General features: G+C 70.9%; 21 protein-coding genes. 13 read left to right on the top strand and 8 right to left on the bottom strand.

Features of this window, described 5'->3' with window-relative positions:
• Window positions 1-10: 10 nt before the first annotated feature.
• On the bottom strand, window positions 11-1,954 hold the full coding sequence (locus tag KF903_RS05245; RefSeq protein ID WP_291211958.1) for an LTA synthase family protein: 1,944 nt from the start codon (window positions 1,952-1,954) through the stop codon (window positions 11-13).
• A 138-nt stretch (window positions 1,955-2,092) separates the two neighbouring features.
• Here KF903_RS05245 and KF903_RS05240 point away from each other — a divergent pair, with 138 nt between their 5' ends.
• Together KF903_RS05240 and KF903_RS05235 are read left to right on the top strand one after the other, a co-directional pair.
• The gene (locus tag KF903_RS05240) at window positions 2,093-2,761 is read left to right on the top strand and encodes a response regulator transcription factor (RefSeq protein ID WP_291211956.1); all 669 of its coding nucleotides are present in this window, start codon (window positions 2,093-2,095) and stop codon (window positions 2,759-2,761) included.
• Window positions 2,758-3,975, top strand: coding sequence for a HAMP domain-containing sensor histidine kinase (locus KF903_RS05235; RefSeq protein ID WP_291211954.1), 1,218 nt, complete (start codon window positions 2,758-2,760; stop codon window positions 3,973-3,975). The genes KF903_RS05240 and KF903_RS05235 overlap by 4 nt, the downstream gene beginning before the upstream one ends.
• A gap of 81 nt (window positions 3,976-4,056) precedes the next feature.
• Here KF903_RS05235 and KF903_RS05230 read toward each other — a convergent pair whose 3' ends face one another.
• Window positions 4,057-5,262 carry a fatty acid desaturase gene (locus tag KF903_RS05230; RefSeq protein WP_291211951.1) on the bottom strand — a complete coding sequence of 402 codons (1,206 nt, stop codon included), beginning with the start codon at window positions 5,260-5,262 and terminating at the stop codon, window positions 4,057-4,059.
• A 125-nt stretch (window positions 5,263-5,387) separates the two neighbouring features.
• On the opposite strand from KF903_RS05230, the gene KF903_RS05225 reads away from it, so the two are divergent.
• The 6 genes from KF903_RS05225 to mutM are packed head-to-tail and all read left to right on the top strand — an operon-like array spanning window position 5,388 to window position 10,245.
• Entirely contained in the window at window positions 5,388-6,320 is a 933-nt protein-coding gene (locus tag KF903_RS05225) for an ABC transporter ATP-binding protein (RefSeq protein WP_291211949.1), read from the top strand.
• Window positions 6,317-7,081, top strand: coding sequence for an ABC transporter permease subunit (locus KF903_RS05220; protein ID WP_291211946.1), 765 nt, complete (start codon window positions 6,317-6,319; stop codon window positions 7,079-7,081). Before KF903_RS05225 ends, KF903_RS05220 begins: the two co-directional genes overlap by 4 nt.
• A complete protein-coding gene (locus tag KF903_RS05215; RefSeq protein WP_291211944.1) occupies window positions 7,078-8,442 on the top strand; it encodes a DUF4350 domain-containing protein in 1,365 nt (454 codons plus the stop codon). The genes KF903_RS05220 and KF903_RS05215 overlap by 4 nt, the downstream gene beginning before the upstream one ends.
• 2 nt (window positions 8,443-8,444) lie before the next feature.
• On the top strand, window positions 8,445-8,966 hold the full coding sequence (locus KF903_RS05210) for a DUF4340 domain-containing protein (RefSeq protein WP_345777733.1): 522 nt from the start codon (window positions 8,445-8,447) through the stop codon (window positions 8,964-8,966).
• A 44-nt stretch (window positions 8,967-9,010) separates the two neighbouring features.
• Window positions 9,011-9,388 (top strand): YbjQ family protein, encoded by a 378-nt coding sequence (locus tag KF903_RS05205; RefSeq protein WP_291211939.1) that lies wholly within the window; start codon window positions 9,011-9,013, stop codon window positions 9,386-9,388.
• Between the two features lie 44 nt (window positions 9,389-9,432).
• A complete protein-coding gene (gene mutM / locus KF903_RS05200) occupies window positions 9,433-10,245 on the top strand; it encodes a bifunctional DNA-formamidopyrimidine glycosylase/DNA-(apurinic or apyrimidinic site) lyase (protein ID WP_291211936.1) in 813 nt (270 codons plus the stop codon).
• 4 nt (window positions 10,246-10,249) lie between these two features.
• Here mutM and KF903_RS05195 read toward each other — a convergent pair whose 3' ends face one another.
• A complete protein-coding gene (locus tag KF903_RS05195; protein WP_291211933.1) occupies window positions 10,250-11,062 on the bottom strand; it encodes a hypothetical protein in 813 nt (270 codons plus the stop codon).
• A gap of 284 nt (window positions 11,063-11,346) precedes the next feature.
• Here KF903_RS05195 and KF903_RS05190 point away from each other — a divergent pair, with 284 nt between their 5' ends.
• On the top strand, window positions 11,347-12,684 hold the full coding sequence (locus KF903_RS05190) for a tryptophan--tRNA ligase (protein ID WP_291211930.1): 1,338 nt from the start codon (window positions 11,347-11,349) through the stop codon (window positions 12,682-12,684).
• Between the two features lie 55 nt (window positions 12,685-12,739).
• Window positions 12,740-13,675 carry an aspartyl/asparaginyl beta-hydroxylase domain-containing protein gene (locus KF903_RS05185; RefSeq protein ID WP_291211927.1) on the top strand — a complete coding sequence of 312 codons (936 nt, stop codon included), beginning with the start codon at window positions 12,740-12,742 and terminating at the stop codon, window positions 13,673-13,675.
• A 66-nt stretch (window positions 13,676-13,741) separates the two neighbouring features.
• On the opposite strand, the gene KF903_RS05180 is transcribed toward KF903_RS05185, so the two are convergent.
• Complete coding sequence (locus tag KF903_RS05180) at window positions 13,742-15,568, bottom strand: LTA synthase family protein (RefSeq protein ID WP_291211924.1); 1,827 nt, start codon at window positions 15,566-15,568, stop codon at window positions 13,742-13,744.
• Window positions 15,569-15,740: 172 nt separating this feature from the next.
• On the opposite strand from KF903_RS05180, the gene KF903_RS05175 reads away from it, so the two are divergent.
• Window positions 15,741-17,057 (top strand): nucleoside transporter C-terminal domain-containing protein, encoded by a 1,317-nt coding sequence (locus KF903_RS05175; protein ID WP_291211921.1) that lies wholly within the window; start codon window positions 15,741-15,743, stop codon window positions 17,055-17,057.
• A 4-nt stretch (window positions 17,058-17,061) separates the two neighbouring features.
• Window positions 17,062-18,033 carry a ribokinase gene (locus KF903_RS05170; RefSeq protein ID WP_291211918.1) on the top strand — a complete coding sequence of 324 codons (972 nt, stop codon included), beginning with the start codon at window positions 17,062-17,064 and terminating at the stop codon, window positions 18,031-18,033.
• 25 nt (window positions 18,034-18,058) lie between these two features.
• Here the strand turns inward: KF903_RS05170 and KF903_RS05165 are convergent, their stop codons facing one another.
• Entirely contained in the window at window positions 18,059-18,736 is a 678-nt protein-coding gene (locus tag KF903_RS05165; protein WP_291211915.1) for a DedA family protein, read from the bottom strand.
• Between the two features lie 106 nt (window positions 18,737-18,842).
• On the opposite strand from KF903_RS05165, the gene KF903_RS05160 reads away from it, so the two are divergent.
• The gene (locus tag KF903_RS05160) at window positions 18,843-22,361 is read left to right on the top strand and encodes a PAS domain-containing hybrid sensor histidine kinase/response regulator (protein WP_291211913.1); all 3,519 of its coding nucleotides are present in this window, start codon (window positions 18,843-18,845) and stop codon (window positions 22,359-22,361) included.
• A gap of 83 nt (window positions 22,362-22,444) precedes the next feature.
• On the opposite strand, the gene KF903_RS05155 is transcribed toward KF903_RS05160, so the two are convergent.
• The 3 genes from KF903_RS05155 to KF903_RS05145 are packed head-to-tail and all read right to left on the bottom strand — an operon-like array spanning window position 22,445 to window position 24,835.
• On the bottom strand, window positions 22,445-23,185 hold the full coding sequence (locus KF903_RS05155; RefSeq protein WP_291211910.1) for an ABC transporter ATP-binding protein: 741 nt from the start codon (window positions 23,183-23,185) through the stop codon (window positions 22,445-22,447).
• Window positions 23,182-24,123: a hypothetical protein gene (locus KF903_RS05150; RefSeq protein WP_291211907.1), complete on the bottom strand. Its 942-nt coding sequence runs from the start codon at window positions 24,121-24,123 to the stop codon at window positions 23,182-23,184. The genes KF903_RS05155 and KF903_RS05150 overlap by 4 nt, the downstream gene beginning before the upstream one ends.
• A 55-nt stretch (window positions 24,124-24,178) precedes the next feature.
• Entirely contained in the window at window positions 24,179-24,835 is a 657-nt protein-coding gene (locus KF903_RS05145) for a response regulator transcription factor (RefSeq protein WP_291211904.1), read from the bottom strand.
• Window positions 24,836-24,894: the final 59 nt, after the last annotated feature.

The raw sequence follows: 24,894 nt of genomic DNA, 5'->3' as shown, positions 1-24,894 counted from the left end.
CGTGGAATCCTCAGGGGTGGCCGGCGGCGCGCTCGAGCGCGGCCTGTTGCAGCGAGCCGTCGGCGAATGCGGCGGCCGCAGTCTGGTAGTAGCTGATCGCCTGCAGCGTGAGCGCCGGATCCTCCGGCAGCGGCGGCTGCGGCGTGTCCCACACGTAGGCCGGCTGCAGTGTCGCGACCTTGCGGTGCGGCGCGAGCTCGACCAGCGTGTCGTGGCGCAGATAGCCGAGCAATTGGTAGGTGCCGATGAACGCGCGCTCGCGGCCGGCTGGCAGTTGCGCCATGTCGACGCCGAAGAATTGGCTGGCGTAGCTCACCCCGAGCAGGCCCAGCAGCGTCGGCGGAATGTCGATCTGGCTCATCGTGCGCGCATCGTGGCCCGGTGCGATCTGGCCGCCCGGCGCGTAGATCCACAGCGGGATGTGATAGCGGAACACCGGCAGCGCGGCGATGCCCGCGCTGGAGGCGCAATGGTCGGCCGTGATGACGAACACGGTGTGGGCGAACCACGGCTTGTTGCGGGCGCGGTCGAGGAAATCGCCGATCGCCCAGTCGGTGTAGGCCACCGCGCTCTCGCGCTTGCCCTGCGGCCACGGTCCGCGGTCGGCTGGAAACGTGTACGGGCGATGGTTGGAGGTGGTCATGATATGGGCGAAGAACGGCTTGCCTGCAGCGGCATCGGCGTCGAACTCGCGCAGCGCCAGCGTGTAGAGGTCTTCGTCGGCCACCCCCCAGATGTTGGCGTGGTGAATATCGCCGGCGGCGATGTCGCTGCGGTCGCGCACGTCGTAGCCGTTGTGCGCGAAGTAGTAGTTCATGTTGTCGAAGGCACCGTAGCCGCCATACAGGAACATCGAGTGGTAGCCCTGGTCGCGCAGTACCTGCCCGAGCGTGGCGAGGTTCTCGTTGTGTTCGCGCTTGACGATCGATTCGCCCGGTGTCGGCGGTACCGACAGCGACAGCGCCTCCAGTCCGCGCACGGTACGCGTGCCGGTCGCCCACAGCTGGTCGTAGACGCGGCTGGCGGCGCTCAGCGCGTCCAGCCGTGGTGTCAGGCTGACGGGGCGGCCATAGGTGCCCGAGTATTCGGCCGACAGGCTCTCCACGCTCACCAGCACCACGTTGAGGCGTTGCTGCGGGCGCGTCGCCTCGATGTGGCGCGCGATGCCGGTCGCTCCGTAGAACGTCGCCTCCGGTGTGGCCACTTGCGTGCGCACCTGCGCCCAGGCCTCGCTGATCGGCACCGTGCGGTAGTAGCGCGCATAGTCGAGCGAGGCACTGCGATAGGCCGCGAAGAACTGGTAGATGCCGTTGCCGGCCAGCTCGTTGACGTAGGTGTTGGTCGTGCGATCCTTGAGGTCGCCACTGACGAGCCAGGTACCCAGCACGCTCAGCACGAGCCAGATGCCGACCACGAGACTGCGCCGACCGAAGCCGGCGCTGTCGATCGTCACGCGGCGCCAGCCCGCGGTCGCCGCGAACAGGCCCAGCGCCGCCCCCGCAAGACCCGGCAGCAGCCAGCCCACTGGATAGGATTCGCGGATGTTGCCGATCACCTCGGTGGTGTAGACGAGGTAGTCGACGGCGATGAAGTTGAAGCGGGCCTGGAACTCCTCCCAGAACGTCCATTCGGCCAATGCCACGAACAGCAGTACGAGCAGCAGCACCAGGCACAGCCCGCCGACCAGCCAGCGGCCACGCCGGCGCAACAGCCAGCCGCGTGGCAGCAGCCACAGCAGCAGCACGAGTGGCCAGGCGAAATAGACCAGGCTCACGAGGTCGTAACCGAGGCCGACGCCGAACAGGTACAGCCAGTTGCCAGCGGTCGCCGGCACGCCGTGCCCGGTGGCGATCAGCAGCACGAGGCGAGTCAGTGTCGAGAGCGCAAGCAAGCACGCAGCCAGCCACGCCAGCACGCGCAGGCGCCCGTGGCGCACGGAATCGATTCCGGTCATCGCAGCCAATCCAGCAACAAGGTGCCCAGTCTGACGGGTGGTCCGTTGCCGACGCTCAGCCCAATCTCAGCGATTCGTTAACACGGCGCGTTGCCGTGGTGGCAGGCTAGGCACATGACTGAGGCAACAACGACGGGCATGCGCGTCCTGCTGATCGAGGATCAGCGCGACATTGCCGCCAACATCTGGGATTTCCTCGAACGTCGTGGCCACGAGGTCGACCATTGCGGCGACGGTGCCACCGGCCTGGCGCGTGCCCTCGCCGGCGGGTTCGACGTGATCGTGCTCGATCTGGGTCTGCCGCGCCTGGACGGGCTCGAGCTGTGCCGCCGGCTGCGCGCGGCCGGTCGCGGCGTGCCCGTGCTCATGCTCACCGCACGCGACACGCTCGAGGACAAGCTGCGGGGCTTTGCCGAGGGCGCCGACGACTACCTGGTCAAGCCGTTCGCGCTGCGTGAGCTCGAAGCCCGCATCCGCGTGTTGCTGCGGCGTGGCCGCGGCCACGGCCAGCGGCTCTGCCATGGTCCGCTGGCCTATGACGCCGACACCTTGTCGGCCGAGCGCGAGGGTCGACGGATCGCGCTGACGCGCCTGCAGGGCGCCCTGCTCGATGCGTTGCTGCGCGAAGCGCCGCGCATCGTTTCGCACGAACGGCTCATCGACGCCGCCTGGGGCCGGGCTGGCGCCGACACGGCGGCCTTGCAGACCCAGGTGTATGAGCTGCGCCAGCTGGTCGACAAGCCGTTCGCACGGCCGCTGATCCACGCCGTGCGCGGCGTTGGCTATCGGCTCATGGAGCAGCAATGACCTCGCCGCTGCCGCTGCGCGCGCGCTTCACCTGGCTGGCCGTGCTGCTCGGCTTCGTGCTGAGCGCGCTCGCCGCGTTCGTCGTCCTCGCTTTGGCCGAGGACTACGAGTACATCGTCGCCAACGAGATCCTGCGTGGCCAGGCCGAAGACTACGGCCTGCGCCTGGCCAATGGCCTGCCGGCGGCGTTGCCGCAGACCAACCGCCTGCGCGGCTACACCAGCGACGCGCCCGACCTGCCGCCAGCCTATGCCGCGCTGGCGCCCGGCGTGCACGAGGATCCGGGCAACGACGACATCCACATCGGGGTGTTCGACACGGCCGCCGGGCGGCTCGTGTTCGTGATCGATCTCGGCGACATCGAGGTCATGGAGCGGCATCTGCATCTGCTCGTCGCCCTCATGCTCGTGCTCGGTACGGCCCTGTTCGGCATCCTCGCCTGGCTCATCGCCGGCATTGCGCTGCGCCCGCTGCGCGAGCTGGCGGTGCAGGTCGAGGCGCTGCCCGTGCTGGCGCAGGCAACGCGGCTCGCGGACGGCTTCGGTCACGACGAGCTCGGCCGGCTCGCGGCGGCGATCGACGCCTACCAGACGCGCCTGGTCGACGCCGATGCGCGCGAGCAGGCCTTCCTGGCCGATGCCAGCCACGAGCTGCGCACGCCGCTTGCGGTGATCGGAGGCGCCGTCGAAGTGCTGGCCGACGATGCCGCGGCGGTGCCGCGCCAACACGCGCCGCTGCAGCGGCTCGAACGTGGCGTGGCGCAGATGCAGCGCCTGCTCGAGGCGATGCTCGCCGCGGCGCGGCGACGCCCGCTGCAGGCGGAAACGGTGGCAGCCGCCGATGTGCTGCGCGAGGCGGTCGAATGTGCGTTTGCCGACGGCGAGGTGGCGCGCGTTCGGATCGAGGCCAACGGCACGCTGCGCGTGGCGCGCCGCGAGGCGGTCCTGCTGCTGGCCGGGCTCCTGCGGCGCCTGCACGCGGCACGACCGGAGGCCGCGCTGAGGCTGCGCCGCGAGCCGGCGCGAATCATCCTCGAGGCCGCGATCGAGCCGGCCCCACTGCACGAGCATGCCAGCGCGCGCGCCGACGTCGGCACCGGCTCGGCCCTGCTCGATCGGCTGGCGACTCGGCTCGGCTGGCAACTCGCGCTGAGCACGCCCACCCAGGTCGTGCTCGGGCTCGATCCGGCGGCGGCCGCGCCGACCACGGCATGATCCGCCGCCACGGCGGCTCGTCGATGCGGCCGACGCCAGCTGCGGCTTGCTGGCCGCGCGGCCGCGCCGCGCGTGGTGCGCTCAGGCCGCGCTGCCGGCGAGGCGGTAGCCCTTGAGCTGGGCGGCGAATTCCTGCAAGGAACGGATGCCGCTGGCTTCGGCTTCGCCGCACCAGTCCTTGAGCGCGTCGAGCAGTGCATCGGCGTTGCGGCCGTTGCGCTCGATCAGTGCGGCCAGCCGGGCGCGGAACTCGCACACGGTATGCAGGCGCGGCAGGCGCTCGGTGAACGCAACCATGCGCTCGCGCGAGGCCGCGTCGAGCCAGCGTCCGCCATTGCCGAGCGCGCGCCGCAGGCGGCGCGGCAGCGCCTTGAGGTTGGCGCCGGCGTGGGCCGCATCTTCGCGCAGGGTCGGCACGATCACCTCGCGGCAATACTCGCTCATGACGCGAAAGCGCTGCGCGAGCAGCGCCTTGGCGGTGTCCGCATCGGGCAGGTTCACGTTGGCGCGAATGTCGAGCACGGGTGCCACCCGCAGCACCGTGGCCAGGCGCAAGCGGCGCAAGCCGCCGATCACGAGCCAGCCCGCGTCGATCTCCCATTTGCGCAGCGCGAAGCGCGCCGACCCCGGATAGGCGTGATGGTTGTTGTGCAGCTCCTCGCCACCGATCCACAGTCCCCACGGCGACAGGTTGGTCGAGGTGTCGGCGGTCTCGAAGTTGCGATAGCCCCACCAGTGGCCGAGGCCGTTGACGACGCCGGCCGCCCACAGCGGAATCCACACCATCTGCACGGCCCAGATCGCGACACCGACCACGCCGAACAGCAGTGCGTCGATGACGAGCATGAGCGCCGGGCCCCAGCTCGCATGCGGCGTGTAGAGGTGCCGTTCGAGCCAGTCGTCGGGCGTGCCACGCCCGTACTGCTCGATCCGCTGCCGCTGCGCGCTTGCGGCGCGATAGAGTTCGGCGCCGCGCCAGAACACGGTGCGGATGCCTTGCACCTGCGGGCTGTGCGGATCGTCGGGCGTTTCCACGTGTGCATGGTGCTGACGGTGGATCGCCACCCACTCGCGCGTGACCATGCCGGTGCCCAGCCACGACCAGAAGCGGAACGCATGTGCGACCAGCGGATGGAACTCGACCGCGCGGTGGGTCTGGCTGCGATGCAGGTACAGCGTGACGGTGAAGATCGTCAGCTGCGTGGTGACGAGCAGCCAGACGAGCCAGCTCGTCCACGAGCCCTGGCTGAGGCCACGGGCGGCGAACGCGAGCAGGGAATCTTGCATGGACATGGGGCACGATTGCGGGAACGGCCTGCCACTATAGCGCCGCCGGCGCCGCCGTGGCGCCGCCCGCCTCTGCGGGCCGGCCCTTGCGGCTGCGGGCCACAAACTTCAACAATCACGTCTTGATGAATACCGCCGCGCCCATGCTCGAACTTGCCCAGGTCAGTCGCCGGCTCGCTGGCCGCGAGGTGGTGCGCGAGCTGAGCCTGCGCGTGGCGCGTGGCCGCATCCTGGGCCTGCTCGGTGTCAACGGTGCCGGCAAGACCACCACCTTGCGCATGGCCTGCGGCGTGCTCGCGCCGAGCCGCGGCCAGGTGCGGGTCGAGGGTCGCGACCTGTACGAGCAGCCGCAGCTCGCGCGCCGCCACATCGGATATCTGCCCGAGACGCCGCCGTTGCACGGCGAGCTCACCACGCGCGAATACCTGAGTTTTTGCGCGCGCCTGCATGGCGTGGCGCGCAGCGCGGTCGCGGCCGCGGTGGAGCGCGCCATCGAACGCTGTGCGCTCGGCGAGGTGGCGCGGCGCCTGACCGGCGCGTTGTCCAAGGGCTATCGCCAGCGCGTCGGTGTGGCCCAGGCGATCGTGCACGAACCGGGCCTCATCGTGCTCGACGAACCGGCCTCGGGCCTCGATCCGGTGCAGGCGCTGCGCCTGCGTGAGCTCATTCGCAGCCTCGGCCACGATCACGCCCTGATCGTATCGACCCATGTGCTGCCCGATGTCGCTGCCTGCTGTGACGAGGTGGCGATCCTGCATCGCGGCACCCTGCGTCACGTCGGGCCGGTGGCCGCCGCGGCCGACGACCGCTACGAGGCGCAGTTCAGCACCGCGGTCGACGCCACGCTGTGGCAGGGCCTGCCGCTCGTCGTCGCGGCGGCAGCGCAGCACGACGCGCTGCACTGGCAGGTGCGGCTCGCGGCCGGCACGGGCGGCGCGGCGCTGATCGCCGCGCTCGTGGCGCGCGGCGCACCGCTGTGCGGCCTGCGCCGAGCGAGCCCGTCGCTGGAGGCGACCTTCCTCGCGATCGCTGCCAGCGACACGGCGCAGGCCGCATGAGCGGCGCCCTGCTCATCGCGCGCCACGAATGGCGGCGCCTGCTCGTGCAACCGTTCGCCTGGATCCTCGGCGCCGTGGTGCTGGCACTGATGGCCTGGCAGTTCCTGCTGGCGCTCGAAGCCTACCTGGCGATCGCGCCGCGCCTCGGCGGCGTCAGGGACGCGCCCGGCGTGACCGACCTCGTCGCGGTGCCGTTCCTGCATGCGCTGGCCAATGTGCTCGCGTTCGTGCTGCCACTGGTGACGATGCGCAGCATCGCCGGCGAGCGCCGCGCCGGCACCTTGCCGCTGCTGTTGGCCAGTGGCCTGGGCAATGCCAGCCTCGTCGTGGGCAAGTTTCTCGGCGCGCTCGGCTATGCGCTCGCGCTCATCGCGCTCATTGCACTGCTGCCGCTGGCGCTGAGTACCGGCACCACGCTCGACCTGGGCAAGCTCGCCGCGACGCTGCTCGGTCTCGTCCTGTACGCCTCGGCGCTCACGGCGATCGGGATCGCCTGTTCGGCATGGGCGGCGCAACCCGCGCTGGCGGCCGGCGCCGCGATCGCGCTGACCGGCCTGCTCAGCGTGGTCGACGCCGGCGCGCGCATGCAGGGCATCGCCAACGCGGGCATCAATTACCTCGCGCTGCCCACGCATCTGGTGCCGTTCACGCGCGGTATCGTTGCCAGCGTCGACATCGTCTACTTCCTCATCGTCACCACGGTCGCGCTCGCGCTCGCCACGCGGCGGCTCGATGACCTGCGCGCGAGTGCCACCGCATGAGGGAGCGCCTCGCCTACGCGCTGTTCGTGCTGCTCGTACTGCTGGCAGCGACGCTGGCCGCGTTCCTCAGCACGCGCCATGGCATCGAAGGCGACTGGAGCCATGCCCACTCGGCGAGCCTGTCGGCCGACACGCGCGCGCTGCTGGCGCGGCTCGATGGTCCGGTCGAGGTCGTGAGCTACGCGCGCGCGCAGGGTGGCCTGCGCGAGGTCATCGACAACTTCGTCGCGCGCTACCACCGCGCCAAGCCCGACCTCAGCCTGCGCTTCGTCGATCCCGACGCCGATCCGGCCGCGATGCGGGCGGCCGGCGTGGCGCTCGATGGTGAGCTCGAGATCCGCTACCGCGGTCGCAGCGAACGACTCAAGGTACTCGGCGAGAGCGAGTTCTCGAGCGCGCTGCTGCGGCTGTCGCGCAGCGGCGAGCGCATCGTGGCCTTCCTCGAAGGCGAGGGCGAGCGGGCGCCGCTGGGGCAGGCCAATGCCGACCTGGGCCAGTTCGTCGGCACGCTGGCCGCGCGCGGTGTGCGGGCGGTGGCCTTGCCGCTGGCCAGCACCGGCACGGTGCCCGCCAACACCGACCTCGTCGTGATCGCCAATCCCAAGGTCGCGCTGGCGCCGGCGCTGGCCGCGGCCCTCGTCGCTTACGTCGACCGCGGCGGCGCGCTGCTCTGGCTCATCGAACCCGACGAACCGGCGCTGGCCGAAGGCGGCGGCCTCGATCGGCTCGCCAGCGCGCTCGGCGTGCGCGTGCTGCCCGGCACCGTGGTCGACGCCGGCGGCCAGGCGTTCGGTCTGTCCGATCCGAGCTTCGTCGCGATCGCCAGCTATCCGCCGCACGCGATCACCGAAGGGTTCGTGCTCACCACGCTGTTTCCGCAAGCCTCTGCGCTGGCGCAGATCAGCGGCGCACCGTTCGCGTTCGCGCCGCTGCTGCGCACGAGCAACCGCTCGTGGAACGAGACCGGCCATATCCCGCAGGCCGGCGAGGATGCCGGCACGATCCGCCAGGACGGCGATGCCGGCGAAATCCCGGGTCCGCTCGACCTGGGCTTTGCGCTCACGCGCCTGTCGCCGCTGCCGGGCCGACGCGAACAGCGCATCGTCGTGCTCGGCGATGGCGATTTCCTCGCCAACAGCTTTCTCGGCAACGGCGGCAACCGCGAGTTCGGCCAGCGCGTGTTCGACTGGTTGCTCGGTGACGATGCGCAGATCGTCGTGCCCGATCGCAGCGCGCCCGATCGCGAGCTCGCGCTGTCGCAGCGCGCCCTCACCACGCTCGCGCTGGTGTTCCTGGTGGGCCTGCCGCTGGCGCTCGTGCTGGCCGGGCTCGGCATCGCCTGGCGTCGGCGCCGGCAGTGACGATGCGTCGCCGGCTGCGTGCACCGCTGTTGCTCCTCGCGCTCTGCATCGGGCTCGGCGTGCTCGTCCAGCTGCAGCTGCGGCATGAACGTGCGGCCGCACACGAGCCGCTGACCGACATCGACCCGGCCGGCGTGCACCGCTTCGCCGTCGAGTGCCGCGGCTGCACGCCGCGCCGATTCGAGCGCGTTGCCGGCCATTGGCAGATGCGCGCCCCGCACGATGCACCCGCCGACGAGGCTGCGGTGGCGCGCCTGCTCGCGATCGCCACTGCGCCGGTGCTGCGCCGCCATGCCGCGGGCGCGCTCGATCCGGCGCGCATCGGGCTGCAGCCGCCGCAGGCGCTGCTGCGGCTGGATGACCGCGAACTGCGTTTCGGCGCCACCGACGCGATCGATGGCGATCGCTACGTCGACACCGGCACGGCGATCGTGCTGGTGCCCGAGCAGTACACCGCGCTGCTGTTCGAGCCGGCCGAACGCGAGATCGCGCGTGCCGCGAGCACGCCCGCCGCAACGCCGTGATTGTCGGCTACGCTGCGCGCGAGTCCAGCTGCCGGAAACAGTTCATGGTCGAAACCTTCAACGCCACCGCCGGTCGCGGCAACGTGACCGTGCTCAACGACGCACTCGTCACCACCGCATTCGAGTTGCCCGGCTATCGCATCGTGCGCAGCATCGGCGTGGTACGCGGCATCACCGTGCGCTCACGCTCGATCGTCGGCAATTTCTTCGGCGCCCTGCAGAGCCTGTTCGGCGGCAACATCACGATCTACACCGAGTTGTGCGAGCAGGCGCGCGCCGAGACCTACCGCGACATGGTCATGCACGCGCGCCAGCGCAGCGCCAATGCGATCATCGGCATGCGCTACGACGCCACCGAGATCATGACCGGCCTCACCGAGGTGATCTGCTACGGGACCGCGGTCGTGGTCGAGCCGCAGTGAGCCGCTGCGCCGGAGTGGCGCGGCGCGCCTGAACGAGGCCGGTCATGCCCGAATTGCCCGAAGTCGAAACCACGCGCCGTGGCCTGCTGCCGCACCTGGTCGGGCGCCGCGTGCGCGCGGTGGTGGTGCGCCAACCGCAGCTGCGCTGGCCGATCGCGGCCGAACTCGTCGCGCAACTGCCCGGCCAACGCATCGAGGCCGTGGAGCGACGCGCCAAGTACCTGCTCGTGCACACGCGCGTCGGCAGCGCGTTGCTGCACCTGGGCATGTCGGGCAGCCTGCGCGTGCTGCCCGAACGCACGCCCGCCGGTCCGCACGACCACGTCGATTGGCGGCTCGACGATCATCGCCTGCTGCGCCTGACCGATCCGCGCCGCTTCGGCTGCGAGCTGTGGCAGGCGCCGGGCACGGTCCACGAGTTGCTGCGCGGGCTCGGACCCGAGCCGCTCGGCGAGGACTTCGATGGCGACGTGCTGTGGCTGCGCTCGCGCGGGCGCAGGAGCGCGGTCAAGGTGTTCATCATGGACCAGGCCGTGGTGGTCGGCGTCGGCAACATCTATGCGAGCGAGGCGCTGTTCGTGGCCGGCATCGCGCCGCGGCGACCGGCCGGGCAGGTCTCGCGCGAACGCTACCTGCGGCTCGCGCGCGCGATCCAGCAGGTGTTGCTGCAGGCGATCGAGTGTGGCGGCACCACGCTGCGCGATTTCGGCGCGCCCGACGGCGCGCGGGGTTACTTCGTGCAGGAGCTGGCGGTGTACGGCCGCGCCGGACAGCCGTGCCGCAACTGCGGCACGACGATCCGGCACTGCGTGCTCGGCGGACGCGCGACCTACTACTGCCCGCGCTGCCAGCGTTGATCATTCAATGCCGCGGCGGATCGGGCACGAACGAGTTGGGGAAGGCCTGCGGTTCGTGCGGCTTGCGCGGCCGCGGGATGATGCCGCGCGCGACGAGGTTGGCCTGGCTGTCGTACCAGATCGAGATCGTCTCGGCCGGATCGCGCGTGGCGCGTTCGAACGTGGTGCGGTCGACATGGGCATATTCGCGCTCGCCATGCCCGGTGCCGAGGCGTTCGGCCTTCCTGGGCGCCGGCGCGCGTGCCATGTCCTGCGCGGCCGAGGCTGCTGGCGCGGCCGACGTTGTCGGCGCGCCTTCGCGGCTGGCGCCGGCGGCCGACGGCGGCGCCGGCAGCGGACGTGCGTCGGCGACCTCGGGCACGTACTTGGGCGGCATCGGCACGCGTTCGTTGAACACCGCCACGCCGATCACGCCGACGTTGGCCGGTCGGCCCGTCGCGGCGGCGTAGCTGTCCGACAGCGCGGTGAAGTTGAACTGCGCGATCTCGTCGAGGCTCTTGCGCCAGCCGTTGATCTCGGTGGACTGCCAGGGGTCGAGCACGTAGCCGGTCTGGCTCACGTCGGCGGTCTGGCCGCTGACCGCGTTGACGCCGTCGACGCTGAGCACGACGAGGATGCGGCCGCTGCTGCGGTTGGCCATCCGCACGGCGTAGCGGTGGCCTGGCGTACCGGCGACGTAGAGCTTGCCGCCGGCGGCATAGGTGGGCAGGGTGCGGCCGTCGTCGCGATCGACGACGGCCAGATCGAGCAGGTTGCCCGCATGCGCGGGCAGGGCGGTGGCGAGCGTGATCAGGGCGGCGCACAGCAGGTTACGCATGGGAGTTCTCCGGTTGGGGCGCAGACTGCAACGCGGGTGGGTGGTTGGCGGGGTTGAATCGAGCGCCCGCCGATTGTGGCCGGCCGGGGGGCTGCGTACCATGCCGCAAGCCGCAGCCATGAAGTGTGGTGCGCGTGGACGCCCGGCCGGCAGTGCGCCGCTGCCGGTCGCGGCGGTCGGCCATCACCCGATCGAGACCCATGCCGTCGGGCCGCTGTGCGCGATGGCGTCGCACCGGCGGCTCGCGCGGGCGTCCGTATTCCTTGTCACCGGTACCTGAAACCATGCCAGCACGCCGCATCCTCACCGGCATCACCACCTCGGGCACACCGCACCTGGGCAACTACGTCGGTGCGATCCGGCCGGCGATCGCCGCCAGCCGGCGCGGCGATGCCGAATCGTTCTACTTCCTGGCCGACTACCACGCGCTGATCAAGTGCGGCGATCCCGAGCGCGTGCAGCGTTCCACGCTCGAGATCGCGGCGAGCTGGCTCGCCTGCGGTCTCGACCCCGACAAGGTGTTCTTCTACCGACAGTCCGACATCCCCGAGATTCCCGAGCTGACCTGGCTGCTCACCTGCGTGACGGCGAAGGGCTTGCTCAACCGCGCGCATGCCTACAAGGCCGCGGTCGACGCCAACACGGCCGGCGGCGAGGATGCCGATGCGGGCATCACGGCCGGTCTGTACATGTACCCGGTGCTGATGGCGGCCGACATCCTCATCTTCAATGCACACGAAGTGCCGGTCGGGCGTGACCAGATCCAGCACATCGAGATGGCGCGCGACATCGGCCAGCGCTGCAACCATCTCTACGGCGGCGAGTTCTTCACCCTGCCCGAGGCGCGCGTCGAGGAACACGTGGCGACCCTGCCCGGCACCGATGGCCGCAAGATGTCCAAGAGCTACGACAACACGATCCCGCTGTGGCTGCCGGCCGGCGAACTGCGCAAGGCCATCCTCGGCATCGTCACCGACTCGCGCGCGCCGGGCGAGGCCAAGGATCCGGACAGCTCCAACATCTTCGCGATCTACCAGGCCTTTGCCACCGCGGATGAAGCCGCGGCGATGCGCGAGGCCTTTGCGGCCGGCATCGGCTGGGGCGAGGCCAAGCAGCGCCTGTTCGAGCGGGTCGATGCCGAGCTGGCCCCACTGCGTGCAAGCTACGAGGCGTTGATCGCCGATCCGGCACGCATCGAGGCGCTGTTGCACGCAGGTGCCGCCAAGGCGCGCCAGCGCAGCGCGCCGTTCATCACGCGCCTGCGTCATGCGGCCGGCATCCGCCGCCTGACCGATGCACCCGCGCGGCCACGGGCCGCCGATCCGGCCGCGCTGGCGTTGCCACAGCTCAAGAGCTATCGCGAATCCGATGGCCGGTTCCACTTCAAGCTCGAGGATGCCGCCGGCACGCTGCTGCTGCGCAGCCGCGGCTTCGACGCGCCGCGCGAGGCCGGACGGCTCAGTGCTGCACTGGTCGAGACCGGCGGCGACCCGGCGCGGCTCAGGCAGTTGCTGCTCGAATGCGTGCCGGCTGACGAACTGGCGCTGCCGATCGAGCCGATCGCCGCCGCGCTCGCCGCGCTCAAGGCCGCCCGGCTGGCCAAGGCCAAGGCCGCCTCCTGAATCATCGCGCACGCGGCAGGCATGCTGCGTGGCGCGCACGAATATCGAGACGCCCATGCCCTACGTCCGGATCGTTCTGCTGGCGCTGTTCGTCGTGTATCTGGCGAGCGTGTGGTACGTGCATCGGCGCGGGCGCGTGCGCCTGCCGCTCAAACGCCAGTTGTTCGACCACTCGGGCCTGTTCGCGCCCTGCAATGTCGCGCTCTACCTGAGCTCGGCGCTGCCGGCGCGGCCCTATCCGCCACGCCGCAGCTTCGGCTGCGTCGATCCACTGCGCGACAACTGGCAGATGATCCGCGACGAAGCGCTGCGCCTGTTCGACGAGGGCTACATCCGCGCCGCCGAGCAGCACAATGACGCGAGCTTCGCCTCGTTCTTCAAGACGGGCTGGAAGCGCTTCTACCTCAAGTGGTACGACGCGCCGCTCAAGTCCGCGCGCGCGCTGTGCCCGCACACGGTGGCGCTGGTCGAGTCGATCCCGCAGGTCCGGGCGGCGATGTTCGCGGTGCTGCCGCCGGGCGCCAGGCTCAACCCGCATCGCGATCCGTTCGCCGGCTCGATCCGCTACCACCTGGGCCTGGCCACGCCCAATTCGGACGAATGCCGCATCGTCGTCGACGGCGAGCCCTACGCGTGGCGTGATGGCGAGGACGTGCTGTTCGACGAGACCTACGTGCACTGCGCCGAGAACAACACCGGACAATCGCGCCTGATCCTGTTCTGCGACGTCGAGCGACCGCTGCGCGGCCGCGTCATGCCGGCACTCAATCACGCCCTCGGCAGTGTGCTCGGCCGCGCCACCGCCACGCAGAACATCGGCGGCGAACCGGTCGGCGTGGTCAACCGCCTGTACGGTCTGGCGCATCGTGCCGGTCGCCTGCGCAAGCGCTTCAAGCTGCGTGCGCCGCTCGCCTATCACGTGTTGCGTGTCGTGCTGGTGCTGGCGCTGGTGGCGTGGCTGCTGTCGCCGTGGCTGCCGGCGATGCCGTGACCGCATGTCGCGGCGGCGCGCCGGCGCCGGTCGCGGGCGGTCCGCGCAAGGGGCGCGTGCGACCGGTTACGGCGCGATCGAATCGGCCCGGGCGCTTGCGAGCTGCTCGCGCGCGAAGGCGGTGAATTCGCGGCGCTGGCGCAACTGCATGATGGCGCCGAGGGCGTCGCTGGCAGGGGGCACCCACCCGGCTTGCACGTGATCGTCGCCGCGCACGGCCTCGAGCAGACTGAAGTACGCATCGACCTGCAGCCCCGCGGTGTCGAGCAGCAGCGCCGGCAGGTAGAACGCGGCGGTGGCGACCGGTGCATGGGCGCGTGGGTCGGCGCTGTCGAGCAGCAGCCATGGCACCGGCTGCTGGGCGGCGCCGCGGCCATCGACGAAGCCCAGTTGCGCGTAGACCTGCGGCAGCGCCGGCAGGTGGTCGCCATAGAAGAGCAGCAGGCTGCGGCGCTGCCGCTGGCGCAGCGCCGCGGCCAGTCGGCCGAGCGCGCGATCGGCATTGTCGGCATGGTAGAGATAGCCGCGCAGCATCGCGGCCGCCTCGGCGTCGAGCCCGGGCGGAACCGGCTGGGCGTCGCGTCGCCTGCTGTCGACGTTGGGAAACTCGGTGTAGGGACCGTGGTTTTCCATGCTGATGGCGAGGATCAGCACGGGCGTGTCGGCCTGCTGCAGCCGTTTCAGCACATGGTCGACGAGCGCCTCGTCGCTGATGTACCAACCTTCACGCGGCGCATCGCCGAACTCTTCCTCGGCATCGAACTCATCGAAGCCGAGATTGGTCAGCGCAGCGGCGCGGTTCCAGAAGCTGCGATCATGCGGGTGGACTGCCACGGTGCGGTAGCCCTGCCGGCGCAGGATCCTTGCGATGCTCTGCTCGCGCGTCGCGGTCAGTCCGAAATACGGGTATTGCACCTGCGGGAAGTAGCGCATCGCGATGCCGGTCAGCACCTCGAATTCGGTGCGGATCGTGCCGCCGCCGAACGTCGGCGGCCACAGCTCGCCGTGTTGCGCCGTGGCGGCCAGACGATGCAGCTGCGGCAGCAGGTCGGCGTGCTCCAGGCCGCGCAGGCGGGTCGGATCGAACAGTGATTCGCTCTGCACGATGATGATGTCGGGCTGGCTTGTCGCGGCCGACGGCGGGTCGGGCTGCAGCTGCGGGCGATACTGCGCGAGCAGCGCAGTCGCGGCCGCCCGATCGGGCGCGGCAGCCGGGGCCGCCGTGGCCCAGCGGTAGAGCAGCAGGTGGGCCAGCAATCCCTGCTGTTCGGCGTGCTGCGTCGGGATCCAGATCGCGAAGTCGTCGCTGGCCGCGTACCAGTGATGCCACGGCGATCCGCCGCGGTACAGGCTCAGGCACAACAGGCAGGCGCTGCCGCCCAGTGCGAGTCGGCGCCAGCCGCGCAGCAAGCGCAGCGGTCGTTCGCGGCGGGCCGTCATGACCAGCGCCGCCACTGCCGCCAGCGTGAGCGCAATGGCGAGCCGATCACGCGGCAGGTAGTGCAGCAGCAGCGCACTGCCGCGCTTGCCGAGATTGACGAGCAAGCTGAAATCGGCCGGCATCACGGGCGTGCCCAGTTGTTCGAGCTTGAGCGCGTTGGCCCAGTACAGCAGCGCGGTGATGCCGAGCGTGAGCAGTGCCGCCAGCATGAGCCGCGCGGTCAGGCCGAGCAGGAACAGCAGCAGCAGGGCGAGCGGCAGCACGTTGCGCAGCCACAGCAGCCATGGCGCGGTGGGCAGCAACTCGGGAGCGGTCGCGGCTGGCGCGAGAAAGGCCGCGTCGTTGGCCTGCATGATCCAGCCGCAGGCGGCCAGCGCAGCGGCGGCTGCGAGAGCACGCAGGCCGCCATGCAGGCGCTTGCGTGGCTCGGTCGATGCGGGCAGATCGGCCATGCGGGACCAGCGTTGCGAGCGGTTCCAGTCCGCGATCGTGACACAGACGCGGCCGGATTTGCGGTCGCGCTGCGGTAGGCGAGTGCCGCTGCACCTGCGCCTTGCGCTGATTCGCGCGCCTGCTCTAGTCTCGCCCGCTTCGGCGGCGCTGGCCGCATCACGGGGATCTTCCATGCTCGACACCCTGGGGCACGTTGCGTTCGGCCTGTTCGGGCTGGCCACGTTGATCGGCATCGCCTGGCTGTTCTCCAACAACAAGCGTGCCGTGGACTGGAAGCTGGTCGGCACCGGCGTGGTGCTGCAGATCCTGTTCGCGGCGATCGTGCTCAAGTTGCCGCTCGGGCGCGACGTGTTCAACGCGATCGCGACTGGTTTCGTCAAGCTGCTCGACTACGTCAACGTCGGTTCGGCGTTCATCTTCGGCAGCTTCATGGACATCAAGAAGTTCGGCTTCGTGTTCGCGGTGCAGGTGCTGCCGACGATCATCTTCTTCGCCTCGCTCACGGGCGTGCTCTATCACCTGGGCGTGATGCAGAAGATCGTCAAGGGCATGGCCTGGGTCATCACCAAGGTGATGCGCGTGTCGGGCGCCGAGACCACCAGCGTGTGCGCCAGCGTGTTCATCGGCCAGACCGAGGCACCGCTCACGATCAAGCCCTACATCGAGCGCATGACCCAGTCCGAGCTGATGACGGTCATGATCGGCGGCATGGCCCACATCGCCGGCAGCGTGATGGCGGCCTACGTCGGCCTGCTCGGCGGCGACGATCCGGTGCAGAAGCAGTTTTTCGCCAAGCACCTGCTCACCGCCAGCATCATGGCCGCGCCGGCGACGCTCATGCTGGCCAAGATCCTGGTGCCCGAGACGCAGGAGCCGCTCACGCGCGGAACGGTCAAGCTCGACGTGGAGAAGTCCACCGCCAACGTGATCGACGCGGCCGCGACCGGCGCGGCCGACGGCCTGCGCCTGGCGCTCAACGTCGGCGCAATGCTGCTCGCCTTCATCGCGCTCATCGCCCTCATCAACGGGCCGATCCAGTGGCTGGGCAGCTACGCCTGGGGTGGTGATGCGGGCGCCACGCTCAACGCCTGGCTGTCGGCCCAGGCCGGCCACCCGGTCGAGTTCTCGCTGCAGACGATCTTCGGCTGGGTGCTGGCGCCACTGGCCTGGCTCATCGGCGTGCCGTGGCAGGACGCCGCGCTGGTCGGCAGCTTCATCGGCGAGAAGGTCGTCATCAACGAATTCGTCGCCTACGTCGACATGTCGCAGAATCTGGGCAGGCTCGGCAAGGAAAGCCAGCTCATCGCCACCTACGCGCTGTGCGGGTTCGCCAACTTCTCCTCGATCGCGATCCAGATCGGCGGCATCGGCGGGCTGGCGCCGAACCGGCGTGCCGACCTGGCCCGCTTCGGCCTGCGCGCGGTGCTCGGCGGCTCGCTGGCCACGTTCATGACCGCGACGATCGCGGGCGTGCTCGAGCAGATGTGAGGTCATGGCCGCGCCGCAGGTGCTTGTCGTCGGCAGCTACAACCAGGACTGCAGCTGGCGCGTCGAGCGCGCGCCGCAGGCCGGGGAGACGGTGCGCGGTCACGGCTTTGCCAGTGCGCATGGCGGCAAGGGCTACAACCAGGCCGTGGCCTGCGCGCGGCAGGCCGCGCCCACCACGTTCATTGCGGCGCTCGGCAGCGACGCGGCGGCCGAAGCCGCGCAGCGCGCTGCCGCCGCCGAGGGCATCACGACCTGCTGGCAGCGGCATGCCGAGCGCGCCACCGGCACGGCCTGCATCCTGGTCGAGGACGGCGGCCAGAATCGCATCGTCGTCGCGCTGGGCGCCAACGAAGCGCTCGGCGAGGACTTTCTCGTCGCGCAGGAGGCGGTATTCGCCGCCTCGCGCATCCTGCTCGTCCAGCTCGAGAACAACATCGAGGCGACCCGCACCGCGTGTGCGCTGGCGCGCCGCCACGGCCTGTTGTGCATGCTCAACCCGGCGCCCGTGCATGCCGGACTCGATGCGGCACTGCTGGGCCAGGTGGATCTGCTGATCCCGAACGAAACCGAATTCACGCTGCTGCTCGAACGCATCGCCGGCTTGCGCGTCGCGGCCGACGACCTCGCGCGGCACAGCGACGCCGAGCTGCACGCGCTGGCGCGGCGGCTCGGCGTCGGCAGCGTGATCATCACGCTGGGCGCGCAGGGCTGCTTCGTCTCGCATGGCGCGGCGGCGCGGGTGGGCGACGCGGCGGCCTGCTATCGCGTCGCGGCCGAAGCGGCGCGTGTGGTCGACACCAGCGGCGCCGGCGACGCATTCTGCGGCGCACTGGCGGCCGCGCTGCTGCGCGCGAAGGCACCGCTGCGTGCCGCCGTGGTGCAGGCCAACCGCTGCGCGGCGATGTCGACCGAGTCACGCGGGGCGGCCTCGGCACCGACGCTCGCGGCCGTCCATGCGCGCTTCGACGCGCGCTGAGGCCATAGCGCGTCGCCGTACGCCTTCAATGCCGGCCGCGGCCCGCGCGCGCGTTGCCGCGCAGGGCGCGCCGTTCGCGGTGCGCGTGCAGGCGCAGCATGCGGCGTCGTGCGCCGCGCCACAGCGCCCAGGCGACGCCGGCAACGACGAGCACGGCGAACGCGATGACGATGCCCTGGCCCTCGCGGATCGCCTGCAGCAGCCAGTCGCGGCGCTCGGCACCGAAGTAGCCGACCCATACCCACAGCGGCACCGACACCAGCGCCGCCACGCCATCGAGCAGCAGGAAGCGCCAGAACGGCACGCGGTGGCTTATTCCTGCCGACAGGAAGATGGCCGCGCGCAGCCCCGGCAGGAAGCGCGCAAAGAACAGCATGCGGTTGCCGTAGCGATCGAACTTGGCCTGCACGCGCGCGTAACGGCGCGGCGTGAGCACGCGCGCCACCCAGCGCAGGCGGCGCGCATGCGGACCGAGCCGATAGCCGACCAGGAACATGATCGAATCGCCGACCAGGACGCCGGCGAGACCGACCACGATCATCGTGCGCAGCTCGGCATGGCCGAGACCGGCGATGATGCCGCCGGCCACCAGCGAGATGTCCTCGGGAATCGGCACGCCCAACCCGCACACGACCAGCACCGTGAACAGCGCGATGTAGCCGTTGTTGATGAACAGGTCGGTGAGTGCGTCGAGCAGGGCCATTGTCGCTTCGGGCCGGGGGTGAGTGCCGATTTTACGTTGCCCGCTGCGCGCGCGGCGACGTCCTGCGTATGATGCGCCGGCGGCACACCGCCGCAGCGAGGCGAGGATGATCCCGCGCTGGCTGTTGTTGCTGACTTCGGTGCTGTACGTGGGCGGCCTGTTCGCGCTGGCCTACCACGGCGATCGGCGCCCGCTGCATGGCGGGCGTTCATGGCTGCGCCCGCTCGTCTACAGCCTCACGCTGGCGGTGTACTGCTCGTCGTGGACGCTGTATGGCGCAGTCGGCACGGCGGCGCGCGATGGCTTGGCCTACCTGCCGATCTACATCGGCCCGATCCTGTTGTTCGTGGTCGGCTTCGGCCTGTTCGAGCGCCTCGTGATCGTCGCCCGCGAGCGTCGCATCACCTCGATCGCCGATTTCATCGGTTCGCGCTTCGGCAAGTCGCACGCGCTCGGTGCCCTGGTGACCCTGATCGCGATCATTGCCGCGGTGCCCTACCTGGCCCTGCAGCTCAAGGCGATCGGCATGAGCTTCGACCTGCTGGCCGGCCATGGCCCCAGCCCGGCGCTGCTCGGCGACACCACGCTGTACGTGGCGTTGCTGTTGGCGGCATTCTCGATCCTGTTCGGCACCCGCGGCATCGATGCCAGCGAGCACCATCGCGGCATGATGCTGGCGATCGCCGCCGAATCGCTGGTCAAGCTGCTCGCGTTCGTTGCCGTTGGCGTGTACGCGCTCACGCGCGGTGGCGCCGACCTCGGTGCGTTCGTCAAGCCGATCGAGAGCGCGGTCAGCGATACCCTGCCGCGCGGCTTCATCGCACAAAGCATCCTCGCCTTCCTCGCCATCCTGTGCCTGCCGCGCCAGTTCCAGGTCGGCGTGGTGGAGTGCGAGGCCGTGGCCGACACGCGCGTCGCCCGCTGGCTGTTTCCGGCGTACCTGGCTGTGATCAGCCTGTTCGCATTGCCGATCGCGCAGGGTGGCGCGCTGGCGGCGCAAGGCCATCAGGTCGACGCCGACGCCTACGTGTTGTGGTTGCCGCTGGCCAACGGCGATGGCCTGTTCGCGGTGCTCGCCTACATCGGTGGCTTCTCGGCCGCGACCGGCATGGTCATCGTCGCCTCGGTGGCGCTGGCGACGATGATCAGCAACGAGCTCGTGATGCCGGCGCTGCTGCGCGTGCGCATGCTGCATCTCGAGCAGCGCGAGGATCTCTCCGCCTGGGTGCTCGGCGTGCGCCGGGCCGCGATCGTCGCCCTCGTGCTGCTGGCCTTCGCCTACTACCGCGCCAGTACGCAGAATCAGAATCTCGCCGCGATGGGCCTGCTCGCGTTCGCGGCGGTGGCGCAGTTCGCGCCGGCGATCATCGTCGGGTTGTACTGGCGCAGCGCCAGCCGGCAGGGCGTGATGGCGGGCCTGGGCGCCGGCTTTGCGGTCTGGTGCTACACGCTGCTGGCACCGACGCTGACCTCGGCCGGCTGGTTCGACGCAGGTTGGGTCGGACGCGGCCCCTACGACATCGGCTGGTTGCGACCGCACGCGCTGTTCAATCTCAGCGGTTGGGATCCACTCACGCACGCCACGTTCTGGTCGCTGCTCCTCAATTCGGCGACGCTGCTGCTGGTGTCGCTGCGGTTGCGCCCGAGCATCGATGAGCGTCTGCGCGCGGCGGCCTTCCTCGACCCGGAGTTCGTGCGCGCGGCGGCCGGTGAATTGCGTGGTCGGGTGCGTGTTGCCGATCTGCGCGCGATCGCCGAGCGCATCCTCGGCGAACGCAGCGCGCAGCGCGCCTTCGCCGCCTGGGAACAGGCCAGCGGCGGCAAGCCCAGCGGCGATGCCTATGCCGATCGTGCCCTGGTGCAGCGCGTGGAGCGCCTGCTGGCCAGTGCGATCGGCGCGGCCTCGGCACGCCGCATGCTGACCAGCGCCCTGCGCGGCACGGGCCTGGATGTGGCCGAGGCGGTGGCCCTGCTCGACGAAACCTCGCAGGAACTGCGCTTCAACCGCGCCCTGATGGCGGTGACCTTCGAGAACATGCTGCAGGGCATCAGCGTGGTCGATGCGCAGTTGCGCATCGTGGCCTGGAACCGCCGCTATCTCGACTTCTTCGACTATCCCGAGGGGTTTCTCTACGTCGGCCGCCCGGTGGTCGATCTCATGCGCCACAATGCGCGCCAAGGCCTGCTCGGGCCGGGTGCGGTGGATGAGCTCGTGCGCGAGCGCCTGCAGCACCTGCGCCGCGCGACACCGCACATGTACCTGCGCACGCGCAGCGACGGCCGCGTGATCGAATCGCGCGGTGACCCGCTGCCCGATGGCGGCTATCTCACCACCTTCACCGACGTCACCGCCTACAAGCACGCCGAACAGGCGCTGATCGAGGCCAACGAAACCCTGGAGCAGCGCGTCGGGCAGCGCACGCGCGAGCTGTCGGAGTCGCTGCTGGCGCAGGAGCAGGCCAAGCGCCTGGCCGAAGCGGCCAATTTGTCCAAGACGCGCTTCCTCGCCGCCGCCAGCCACGACCTGCTGCAGCCGCTCAACGCCGCGCGCCTGTTCACCTCGGCGCTGCGCCAGCGCCCCGGCCTGGACGCGGAGTCCTCACGATTGGCCGAGCGCATCGATACGGCGTTCAAGACCGCCGAGGAATTGCTCGATGCCCTGCTCGAGGCCTCGCGGCTCGATGCCGGCAAGTACCAGCCCGAGGTCGTCGAGATGGCGCTGGCCGACGTGATCGAGCCCTTGCGCCACCAGTTCGGCGTGCAAGCCGCCGCGCGCGGCATTCGCCTGCGCCTGGTCGACTCGGGCATGTGGGTGCGCAGCGACGCGCAGTTGCTGCGCCGGATCCTGCAGAACTTCCTTGCCAATGCGCTGCGCTACACGCGCAAGGGCAGCGTGCTGCTGATCGCGCGGCGCGAGGGCGCCGCCGGTGTGCGGGTGGAGGTGCGCGACTCGGGCCTGGGCATTTCCGACGAGCAGCAACGCGCGATCTTCGACGAGTTCCATCGCGGCACCCAGACTTCGCCTTGGGGCGAAAAGGGACTGGGCCTGGGCCTGGCGATCTGCGAGCGCATGGCGCGCCTGCTCGGCCATCGGCTCGGCGTGCGCTCGCGCCTGCAGCGCGGCAGCGTGTTCTCGGTCAGCCTGCCGCGCGCGCGGCCGCGCCCGGCGGCGAGTGCGCCGGAGGCGCCAGCCACGCACGCGATCGGGCTGGCCGCCGACCTGCACGTGCTGTGCATTGACAACGAGGCCAGTGTGCTCGATGGCATGGCGACCCTGCTCGGACAATGGGGCGTGAGCTGCGACCTGGCCGGTGGCATCGACGAAGCGGTCGCCGCGGTGCGGCGCCGGCGCCCCGACCTGGTCCTGGCCGACTACCACCTCGACGGCGACGAGCACGGCCTCGATGCGCTGGCCCGCGTGCGCGAGGCCTGCGCGGTGCCACCGCCCGGCGCGCTGGTGACCGCCGACCACGGCGCCGAACTGCAGTCGCTGGCACGCGCGGCCGGTTACGTCGTGCTGCGCAAGCCGGTGCGGCCGGCGGCGCTGCGCGCGTTCATCGCCCAGCTCGGACGCCGCTCGCGCGCGGCGTCCACGGCGACCGAAGCGGACGATGCGGCGGACTGAGACGACGGCGCCGCCGCCGGTCCCGGCGTGATGGCGGCGCTGGCCGACGCCGAACCCGCGCCTGACCCGGGGCCGTACGCGGCTCAGCCGGGCGGCGCGATCTGCGCTGCCAGCAGCTGCTCGAGGTCGTGGCCGGTGGCCGCCGCCGCGGCCAGTTCGTCGCGCGTCCAGGCATGCGCGATGCGGCCCTCGTGCAGCAGTGCCACGCGGTCGGCCCAGCGCGCGGCGATGTCGAGCGCATGGGTTGCCAGCAGCACCGCGCAGCGGCGCGTCTCGACGCGCTCGTGCAGGTGCCGCTTGAGCAGCAGGGCGCTGGCCGGATCGAGGCCGTTGAAGGTCTCGTCGAGCACGACCAGCGCAGGTTCACCGAGCAGGGCGATCAGCGCGCCGAGCTTCTGCCGCGTGCCGTAGGACAGGAGCGCCACCGCAGTGTCGAGCCACGGCGCCAGGCCAAGGCGGTCGGCGAGCTCGAGCACCTCGGCGTCGATCCGGGCCAGGCCTTTGGCCAGCGCCTGCACCTGCAGGCATTCGCGTGCGCTCAGCAGCTCCGGCAGCAGTTCGGCGGCGATCGCGTAGCCGAGCGCACGCTTCGCCGCCAGCGGCTGCGCCTGCAGCGCATGGCCGGCGATCGCGATCTCGCCTGCCGCCGGTACCAGCCGGCCGACGCAGGCATCGAGCAGCGTGCTCTTGCCGCTGCCGTTGGCGCCGAGCAGGGCGAGCCAGTGGCCGCGCGCGAGTTCGAGCTCCACGCCGCGCAACACGCGGCGGGCGCCGCGCTGCACGTCGACGCCACGCAGGCGCAGCGCGGGGGCGTCGGCTGTCATGCGCGGCCCATGCCGTACCGCCGGCATGCGGCGCCGAGCCAGAGCGCGCAGGGCAGCAGCCACAGCGCGGCGGCCAGGCCGCCTTGGGCGAGCAGCGGTCGCGGCAGCAGTTGCCACGCCAAGCGCGTCGCCGGCAGCGGCGTGCTGCGCAGGAAGCCGGCGGCCTGGCCGATGGCCGTCGTGGTTGCGCGCAACAGGCCTTGCGCCGCAACGAGCACGACGAGTGCCGCCAGCAGGCGCAGCCCGCTGGCGAAGCCCGTGCTCGCCGGCAGGGCGAGCAGCATCGGTGCGAGCAGTTGCGCCTCGCGGCGTGGCTGCGCGGCGGCCAGCCAGCAGGCGAAGGCCCAGCGGCGCAGCGGCGCGCCATCGGCCACGAATGCCGTTGTGACTGCCGCGCTGCGCAGGCGCGGCGGCATCGGCGCAGCCGGCACCGCCGCGGCGCCGTGACGCCAACCACCACCGGCGCCGAGCGCGCACGCGATGCCCACGGTCGTCAGCAAGGCGCGCAGGTCCAGCGCGCAGCGCAGCGCGCACAGCGTCGCCACGGCCAGCACGAGGCCGCAGGCGCCGAGGCCGTGCCTGAGGAGGGAGCGTCGCCAATGCGCGAGCAGGGCGTGCCGTGCGATCGGCGCGGCGGCCAGCCAGCCGCGTTCGTGCGCATGCCGCAAGCCTTGCCGCAGCGCGCGCAGCCGCGACCATGCGACCGCGCCGACGAGCAGGGCGAGCGGCCACCGCATCCGGTCGAGCACGACGAGCGCGGCGCGCAGTTGCGCCGGCCACACGCCGGCCAGCAGCGCCGCGGTGGCCACTGCGCCCAGCGCCAGCATGAGCGACAGCGGCACGCGGGCGAGCGGCTGCCGGCGGCGCCGGCCGGCGTGCGCGCAGCGCGTGGCGAGGGCAAGCGCGGCGGCGCCGTCATGGAGTGGGGCTGCGGGCATGTGGCTGTGACCGTGCCGCGCCGGTGAGGTTCAGCCTCGTGCCGGCGGCCTTGCGTCAGCGTGCCGGTGGCGACAGCGCCGCATCGTCGAGCGCAAGCTGATTGGCCACGAGTGCGACCTGGGTGCGGTTGCCGACGCCGAGCTTGCGCATGATGGCGGTCATGTGGGCCTTGATGGTGGCTTCCGACACGCCGAGATCCCAGGCGATCTGCTTGTTGAGCAGGCCCTCGCCGATCATCGCCAGCACGCGGAATTGTTGCGGCGTGAGTTCGGCGATGCGCGCGGCAGCATCGGCCTCGGCCGTGCGCAGCGGACCGGGCACGGCATCGATCGGCAGCCACACGCCGCCGGCGAGCACGGCCCGGATCGCCTCGACGATGGCGTCGACCGGCGCCGACTTGGGGATGTAGCCCGATGCGCCATGGGCGATCGAGCGCGTGATCGCGCTGCGATCCTCGTGCGCCGACACGACGATGATCGGCAGTCCCGGGTGCTGCGCACGCACATGCACGAGCGCGGAAAAGCCGCTCGCCCCCGGCATGTGCAGGTCGAGCAGCAGCAGGTCGGCATCGACATGCGCATCGACCAGTTGCTGCAGCGCCTCGACGTCGGCGGCTTCGCCGATCAGGGCCTGCGGCCACGCGGTCAGGATCGCGCGCTTGAGCGCGTCGCGGAACAGCGGGTGATCGTCGGCTATGAGGATTTCGCGCATCGGACTGGACGCCGGGAGAGAGCCGCGCGCCAGCGGCCACCGCGACGCACGAGGCGCTG

Origin of the sequence: Dokdonella sp. (genome assembly GCF_019634845.1) — a bacterium.
Lineage (GTDB): Bacteria > Pseudomonadota > Gammaproteobacteria > Xanthomonadales > Rhodanobacteraceae > Dokdonella_A.
Note: the sequence above shows the minus strand (reverse complement) of the source record. Positions and strands in the feature narration are given on the sequence as shown.

What these genes read in the sequence shown, in the direction of transcription:
- KF903_RS05245 (WP_291211958.1), bottom strand. Translation starts at nt 1,954, where the DNA reads ATGACCGGAATCGATTCCGTGCGCCACGGGCGCCTGCGCGTGCTGGCG.
- KF903_RS05240 (WP_291211956.1), top strand. Translation starts at nt 2,093, where the DNA reads ATGCGCGTCCTGCTGATCGAGGATCAGCGCGACATTGCCGCCAACATC.
- KF903_RS05235 (WP_291211954.1), top strand. Translation starts at nt 2,758, where the DNA reads ATGACCTCGCCGCTGCCGCTGCGCGCGCGCTTCACCTGGCTGGCCGTG.
- KF903_RS05230 (WP_291211951.1), bottom strand. Translation starts at nt 5,262, where the DNA reads ATGCAAGATTCCCTGCTCGCGTTCGCCGCCCGTGGCCTCAGCCAGGGC.
- KF903_RS05225 (WP_291211949.1), top strand. Translation starts at nt 5,388, where the DNA reads ATGAATACCGCCGCGCCCATGCTCGAACTTGCCCAGGTCAGTCGCCGG.
- KF903_RS05220 (WP_291211946.1), top strand. Translation starts at nt 6,317, where the DNA reads ATGAGCGGCGCCCTGCTCATCGCGCGCCACGAATGGCGGCGCCTGCTC.
- KF903_RS05215 (WP_291211944.1), top strand. Translation starts at nt 7,078, where the DNA reads ATGAGGGAGCGCCTCGCCTACGCGCTGTTCGTGCTGCTCGTACTGCTG.
- KF903_RS05210 (WP_345777733.1), top strand. Translation starts at nt 8,445, where the DNA reads ATGCGTCGCCGGCTGCGTGCACCGCTGTTGCTCCTCGCGCTCTGCATC.
- KF903_RS05205 (WP_291211939.1), top strand. Translation starts at nt 9,011, where the DNA reads ATGGTCGAAACCTTCAACGCCACCGCCGGTCGCGGCAACGTGACCGTG.
- mutM (WP_291211936.1), top strand. Translation starts at nt 9,433, where the DNA reads ATGCCCGAATTGCCCGAAGTCGAAACCACGCGCCGTGGCCTGCTGCCG.
- KF903_RS05195 (WP_291211933.1), bottom strand. Translation starts at nt 11,062, where the DNA reads ATGCGTAACCTGCTGTGCGCCGCCCTGATCACGCTCGCCACCGCCCTG.
- KF903_RS05190 (WP_291211930.1), top strand. Translation starts at nt 11,347, where the DNA reads ATGCCAGCACGCCGCATCCTCACCGGCATCACCACCTCGGGCACACCG.
- KF903_RS05185 (WP_291211927.1), top strand. Translation starts at nt 12,740, where the DNA reads ATGCCCTACGTCCGGATCGTTCTGCTGGCGCTGTTCGTCGTGTATCTG.
- KF903_RS05180 (WP_291211924.1), bottom strand. Translation starts at nt 15,568, where the DNA reads ATGGCCGATCTGCCCGCATCGACCGAGCCACGCAAGCGCCTGCATGGC.
- KF903_RS05175 (WP_291211921.1), top strand. Translation starts at nt 15,741, where the DNA reads ATGCTCGACACCCTGGGGCACGTTGCGTTCGGCCTGTTCGGGCTGGCC.
- KF903_RS05170 (WP_291211918.1), top strand. Translation starts at nt 17,062, where the DNA reads ATGGCCGCGCCGCAGGTGCTTGTCGTCGGCAGCTACAACCAGGACTGC.
- KF903_RS05165 (WP_291211915.1), bottom strand. Translation starts at nt 18,736, where the DNA reads ATGGCCCTGCTCGACGCACTCACCGACCTGTTCATCAACAACGGCTAC.
- KF903_RS05160 (WP_291211913.1), top strand. Translation starts at nt 18,843, where the DNA reads ATGATCCCGCGCTGGCTGTTGTTGCTGACTTCGGTGCTGTACGTGGGC.
- KF903_RS05155 (WP_291211910.1), bottom strand. Translation starts at nt 23,185, where the DNA reads ATGACAGCCGACGCCCCCGCGCTGCGCCTGCGTGGCGTCGACGTGCAG.
- KF903_RS05150 (WP_291211907.1), bottom strand. Translation starts at nt 24,123, where the DNA reads ATGCCCGCAGCCCCACTCCATGACGGCGCCGCCGCGCTTGCCCTCGCC.
- KF903_RS05145 (WP_291211904.1), bottom strand. Translation starts at nt 24,835, where the DNA reads ATGCGCGAAATCCTCATAGCCGACGATCACCCGCTGTTCCGCGACGCG.